This is a genomic window from Hydrocoleum sp. CS-953 (assembly GCF_002260545.1).
Classification (GTDB): Bacteria; Cyanobacteriota; Cyanobacteriia; order Cyanobacteriales; family Microcoleaceae; genus Trichodesmium.
In genome coordinates, this window is record NZ_LGSU01000963.1 from 1 (window position 1) to 5,719 (window position 5,719).

A 5,719-nucleotide genomic window follows, 5' to 3' on the forward strand; every position below is an offset into this window, starting at 1 on the left:
GCTTTGAGAGTGAGAACTGAATCTGCCTATCCCCTAGATTGGGCAATGACTCAATACAACCTAGGATTAGCCTACTATAACAGAATCAAAGGTGACACTGCCGACAATATAGAATCTGCCATTACCTGCTACCAAGCTGCTTTGAGAGTATTCACCGAATCTGCCTATCCCCAAAATTTTGCTCAGACTCAAAACAACCTAGGATTAGCCTACTATAACGGAATCAAAGGAAAAAAAGCCGACAACATAGAATCTGCCATTGCCTGCTTCCAAGTTGCTTTGAGAGTGAGAATTGAATCTGCCTATCCCCTAGATTGGGCAATGACTCAAAATAATCTCGGCACTGCCTACTATAACAGAATCAAGGGCAACATTGCTGACAACATAGAATCTGTCATTGCCTGCTTTCAAGCTGCATTGAAAGTATATACTCTCTCTGCCTATCCCCTAGATTTTGCCCAGACTCAATACAACCTAGGATTAGCCTACTATAACAGAATCAAGGGCAACATTGCTGATAATATAGAATCTGCTATTGCCTACTACCAAGCTGCTTTGAGAGTATATACCCTCTCTGCCTATCCCCTAGATTGGGCCCAGACTCAAAACAACCTAGGAGCAGCCTACTCTAACAGAATCAAGGGCAACATTGCTGATAATATAGAATCTGTCATTACCTGCTACCAAGCTGCTTTGAGAGTATTCACCGAATCTGACTACCCCCTAGATTGGGCAAAGACTCAATACAACCTTGCTAATGCCTACCGTCAGAGAATCAAAGGCAACACTACCGAAAACATAGAATCGGCTATTGTCTGCTGCCAAGCTGCTTTGAGAATATTCACCGAATCTGCCTATCCCCTAGATTGGGCAAAGACTCAGCACAACTTAGCTATTGCCTACTCTAACAGAATCGAAGGTAACACAGCGGACAATATTGAATCTGCCATTGCCTGTTTCCAAGCTGCTTTGAGGATCAGAACAGAATCTGCCTATCCCCAAAATTGGGCTCAGACTCAAAACAACTTAGGATCGTCCTACTATCTGAGAATCAAAGGTAACAAAGCCGACAACATAGAATCGGCCATTGCCTGCTGTGAAGCTGCTTTGAGAGTATTCACCGAATCTGTCTATCCCCTAGATTGGGCAATGACTCAAAATAATCTCGGCACTGCCTACTATCTGAGAATCAAAGGTAACAAAGCCGACAACATAGAATCTGCTATTGCCTACTTCCAAGCTGCTTTGAGAGTGAGAACAGAATCTGCCTATCCCCAAAATTGGGCCTTGACTCAAAACAACCTTGGTAATGCCTACAGTACAAGAATCAAAGGTAACAGTATTGAGAACATAGAATCTGCCATTGCCTGCTACCAAGATGCTTTGAGAGTTAATAAACCAGAAACCCTACCAGCCGAATGTTTCAAACCCGCCTTAAACCTAACTACCTTGGCCTCAAAACAAAAAAACTGGCAACTCGCCATCGATAACTATGAAATAGCTATTGCCGCCATCGAGCAAAGTCGAGATTGGATACCCGACGAAATTGCCAGGCAAAAAATCTTGCGTGACAATAGATATGTCTATGAATTGATGATTCAAGCTTGCGTTAACCTTCAACAATATGACAAAGCCTTGGAAACACTAGAAAGATTCCGGTGTCGTCGCTTGCTTGACTTAATTCTCACGAAAGATTTATACAAAAATGCCGAGGTACCAGAAGCGATCCGCGACTTGGAAAAACAAATGGAAGCAAAACAGTGGGAAATTGACAGTTTACGTCGGCAGTTAGAAACCTCAGAAGAAAAGCAATTAGTAGGTGCTAGTCGTAACCTTACCCGCGACGAGTGGGATGATATTACGGAGGATATCGGAAAGTTAATAGCTGAAAAACGGGAAATTTGGCAACAGATGCGTCAACTAGACCCGGTTTTAGCTGAAGGTCAACAAGCACCGGGAGTTAGTGTGGAGGGGATGAAGGAGTTGTTGGAATTTAGGAATGATCCCCCCCAACCCCCCTTAGAAAGGGGGGAGATGGAAAAAAACGATGTTGCTTTGCTGAGTTTCTACACTACCATAAATGACACTTATATTTTTATCCTCACTCAAGCAGGGGTAAAATTGCACCGTTGTCAAAAGCAAAGTTACGAAAGATTCCAATTGTGGTTACGGGATAATTGGTTAACACCTTACTCCGAAATAGATAATTTAGCAGAACGTCAAGCAGCGGCAAATTTAGCCAAATGTGATGTTGATGCCATTGAGTCAATTAACCCCAAACCATCGAATGTCGTAGTTAAACTCACCGATGGCACCACAACAGAAATTAGTCTTTCCGACTTTAAGGCATCCCGCAAACAACAGAAACACAAATTATACAAACAATGGCAAGACAAAATGGAGGGAATGTTAAAAGAAATAGCAGACAGACTGCAAATAAACCAACTCGTAGAAAAACTCACAGACATCAAAGAAATTATTCTGGTGCCGTTTATGTTTCTGCATCAAATTCCGTTACCAGCATTACCCCTAGACAACGGACAATATTTAGGGGATAAATTTCGGGTGAGAATAGCACCCAGCACCCAGGTATTAACATTTTGTCGGCAACAAGCGCCATATTCAGAGAAAAACCTACCACGTTACGGTATCGTCGAAAATACCAGAGATGACTTACCATATACTCCCAAAGAATGCGAATTAGTAGCACAAATTTATGGAGTCGCCCCCGAACACCATCTCAAAGGTAGCAAGGAGGCAACCAAAGCTAAGTATAAACAGTTGTTGACGAGAGAGAAAGTATTAGGTTTACTCTCCAGTCACCACGCCAAGTCTAATTTNCCTACCACGTTACGGTATCGTCGAAAATACCAGAGATGACTTACCATATACTCCCAAAGAATGCGAATTAGTAGCACAAATTTATGGAGTCGCCCCCGAACACCATCTCAAAGGTAGCAAGGAGGCAACCAAAGCTAAGTATAAACAGTTGTTGACGAGAGAGAAAGTATTAGGTTTACTCTCCAGTCACCACGCCAAGTCTAATTTAACGGAACCATTAGAATCAAAGTTATTGCTAGGAGACACAGACTTAACATTAGGGGAGTTGCTCAATGCGAGCATTCGTTTCCCGCAGTTAGGAGATTTATTTCTCTCCTGTTGTGAAACAGCATTAGGAAATTCAGAATTAACGGACGATATATTTACCCTCAGCGCTGCCTTTTTATCAGCAGGTGCGTCGAATGTCATCAGTAGTTTGTGGGCAGTCAACGATCTAGCAACAACAATATTATCATATTTTTACCACCGCAACCGCGCCGAAGGTATTCCGAGTGCAGATGCGTTATGGCAAGCACAGATGGAATTGAAAGAGTTAACGGTGGCAAAAGCAGAGGAGAGTTTGGACGATGCAGAGGCAGTATTAGATGAGTTTGAAGAAGGGAGCAGAGAGTATGAGGAAAAGGAGAAAATAGCAGATAACTGTCAGAAAGTTTTTGATTTAGTAGAAAAAGCTGAAGAATTGCTCGGAGGCGAAAAACCGTTTAATCATCCTTATTATTGGGCAGGTTTTGTTTGTCAAGGAGAAGGGTGAATTCAGTTATCAGTTATCAGTTATCAGCTTTGAGTTTTCAGAAGTGCGAGCATCTTGCTCACCAGAAGGATTAAAATATGTCAAATTAAGGGTAAAGTTGTCATTGCGAGGGGGGGAATAGTTTATATTAACTCTGTTGTCATAACAGTTAATACCCCCCGAAGCAATCTCTCAAAGGCGATCGCTTTAATTATCAGGACTTACCCATGAGCTAGGAAAAAAATAGGATTTGAGATTACTTCGCTGTCGCTCGTAATGACAGAAATAAGTAGTAGTAGGCTGTGTTTAGCTGCGCGACATGAAAAGCCTTTGCGCAGCATTCCGCAGGAAAGCGTAACGCACCGAACATTATTAAAAAGACGGTGCGTTACATTCCATTAATGCACCCTACTTCCTTCTCCCTTTACTTAATACAAACTTTCTCTTGACTACCTTCTGAACAATCTTTAAATTGCAATTTTCCAGCCAACATTTCCTGCTGAGTTTCTTCTATTTTTTGCTTAACTTCTTCTGGCAAAACATCATNCATTAATGCACCCTACTTCCTTCTCCCTTTACTTAATACAAACTTTCTCTTGACTACCTTCTGAACAATCTTTAAATTGCAATTTTCCAGCCAACATTTCCTGCTGAGTTTCTTCTATTTTTTGCTTAACTTCTTCTGGCAAAACATCATTCAAACGACCCAATTTAGTAATTTCTGGATTTTCAATTCCTAATATATATTTTTCTCCTTTAACTTGATTATTTTTAACTAAATTAGCAACATAGGCGATCGCTCCTCCCACATCCTGAACTGCACTTGTCAATACTGCTTTTGGCGCAACATCTAACTGATCTGTTGTATTACCCACTGCATAAATTCCTTTTTCTTGTGCCGTTTGTAAAACTGCCGGAGCAGCATTATCTAATAAGTGATAAATAACATCAACTCCTGTAGAAATTAAAGCTAAAGCTGCTTCTTTTCCTTTAGCAATATCATTAAAATCTCCAGTGTAACTAATCACAACTTCAACACTGGTATTTACCGACTTAGCTCCTAACTCAAATGCCTTACCTTGTAAGTTAGTTCCCTTNTTGTGCCGTTTGTAAAACTGCCGGAGCAGCATTATCTAATAAGTGATAAATAACATCAACTCCTGTAGAAATTAAAGCTAAAGCTGCTTCTTTTCCTTTAGCAATATCATTAAAATCTCCAGTGTAACTAATCACAACTTCAACACTGGTATTTACCGACTTAGCTCCTAACTCAAATGCCTTACCTTGTAAGTTAGTTCCCTTAAAAGATAAACCCGTAATATAAGCAACTTTATTAGTTTTAGTCATCAAACCAGCAACCACACCAGCAAGATAACCAACTTGGAAATAATTTGTTGTTACTGAAGCATAATTTTCTCCGGCAATATTACCATTAACTCCCAGAAAAAATGTATCTGGAAATTGATTAGCTACTTGTTGAATAGCAGCATCAAATTGTCCGCCATGACCAACCACTAAATCATAACCTTTCCTCGCAAAATCTGACAGAGTTTCTGTTTGGTCAGGTTGAGCAACATTCTCTACATAAATCATTTCTCCATTGAGTTTTTCGGCTGCTTTTTTTACTCCTTCATAACCAGATTGATTCCAACCTCCATCGGTAATAACTCCAGGCAAAGCAATAGCAATTTTAAAAGTTTCAGAACTATTTTCAGCATCTGTAGAATCATTACCAGGATTTTCTGTAAGAATCATTGTGGAGGGAGAAGGAGAATATGATGGTTTATCACCACAAGCTTTTAATAATAAACTTGTTGCTAAACTGGCTGAAATATACCCAATAAATGAACGTCGATTAATTTTTTTAGTCATATTTTTTATTTTGATTAGATAAAGTATCATTAATTAGAGATTAAGTTTAACATTTTAAAATATAGCCAAAAATAGTTTTTATTCCTCGGTTGTGCAGAGCGTAAAGTGTGGGATAAGTAATATTATGTCCGGTTGAATGGGGAAAGGAGACCAAACCCCTACAAATATTTTAGTTATTCTTATATGTAGAAGGTTTTTTGCCATTGTTATCTTACAGGTACAATTATTCCTCCAAATGGAAGGGAGGTCTCCCCACACTTCCCACACTTCCCACAC

General features: G+C 40.0%; 3 protein-coding genes and 1 pseudogene. 2 read left to right on the forward strand and 2 right to left on the reverse strand.

Features of this window, described 5'->3' with window-relative positions; all coding sequences use genetic code 11:
- Positions 1 to 2,406: 2,406 nt before the first annotated feature.
- Both AFK68_RS45070 and AFK68_RS13465 read left to right on the forward strand, forming a co-directional pair.
- Positions 2,407 to 2,840, forward strand: a 434-nt coding sequence (locus AFK68_RS45070; protein WP_371357373.1) for a CHAT domain-containing protein, incomplete at its 3' end; no start/stop codon positions are given.
- A 17-nt stretch (positions 2,841 to 2,857) separates the two neighbouring features.
- On the forward strand, positions 2,858 to 3,592 hold the full coding sequence (locus AFK68_RS13465; protein WP_256386549.1) for a CHAT domain-containing protein: 735 nt from the start codon (positions 2,858 to 2,860) through the stop codon (positions 3,590 to 3,592).
- 554 nt (positions 3,593 to 4,146) lie between these two features.
- On the opposite strand, the gene AFK68_RS13470 is transcribed toward AFK68_RS13465, so the two are convergent.
- Together AFK68_RS13470 and AFK68_RS13475 are read right to left on the reverse strand one after the other, a co-directional pair.
- On the reverse strand, positions 4,147 to 4,668 hold a 522-nt coding region (locus AFK68_RS13470; RefSeq protein WP_143437848.1), incomplete at its 5' end, for a BMP family protein.
- 1 nt (position 4,669) lies between these two features.
- A pseudogene (locus AFK68_RS13475) lies at positions 4,670 to 5,473 on the reverse strand (BMP family protein); the annotation flags it as partial.
- Between the last annotated feature and the right edge of the window lie 246 nt (positions 5,474 to 5,719).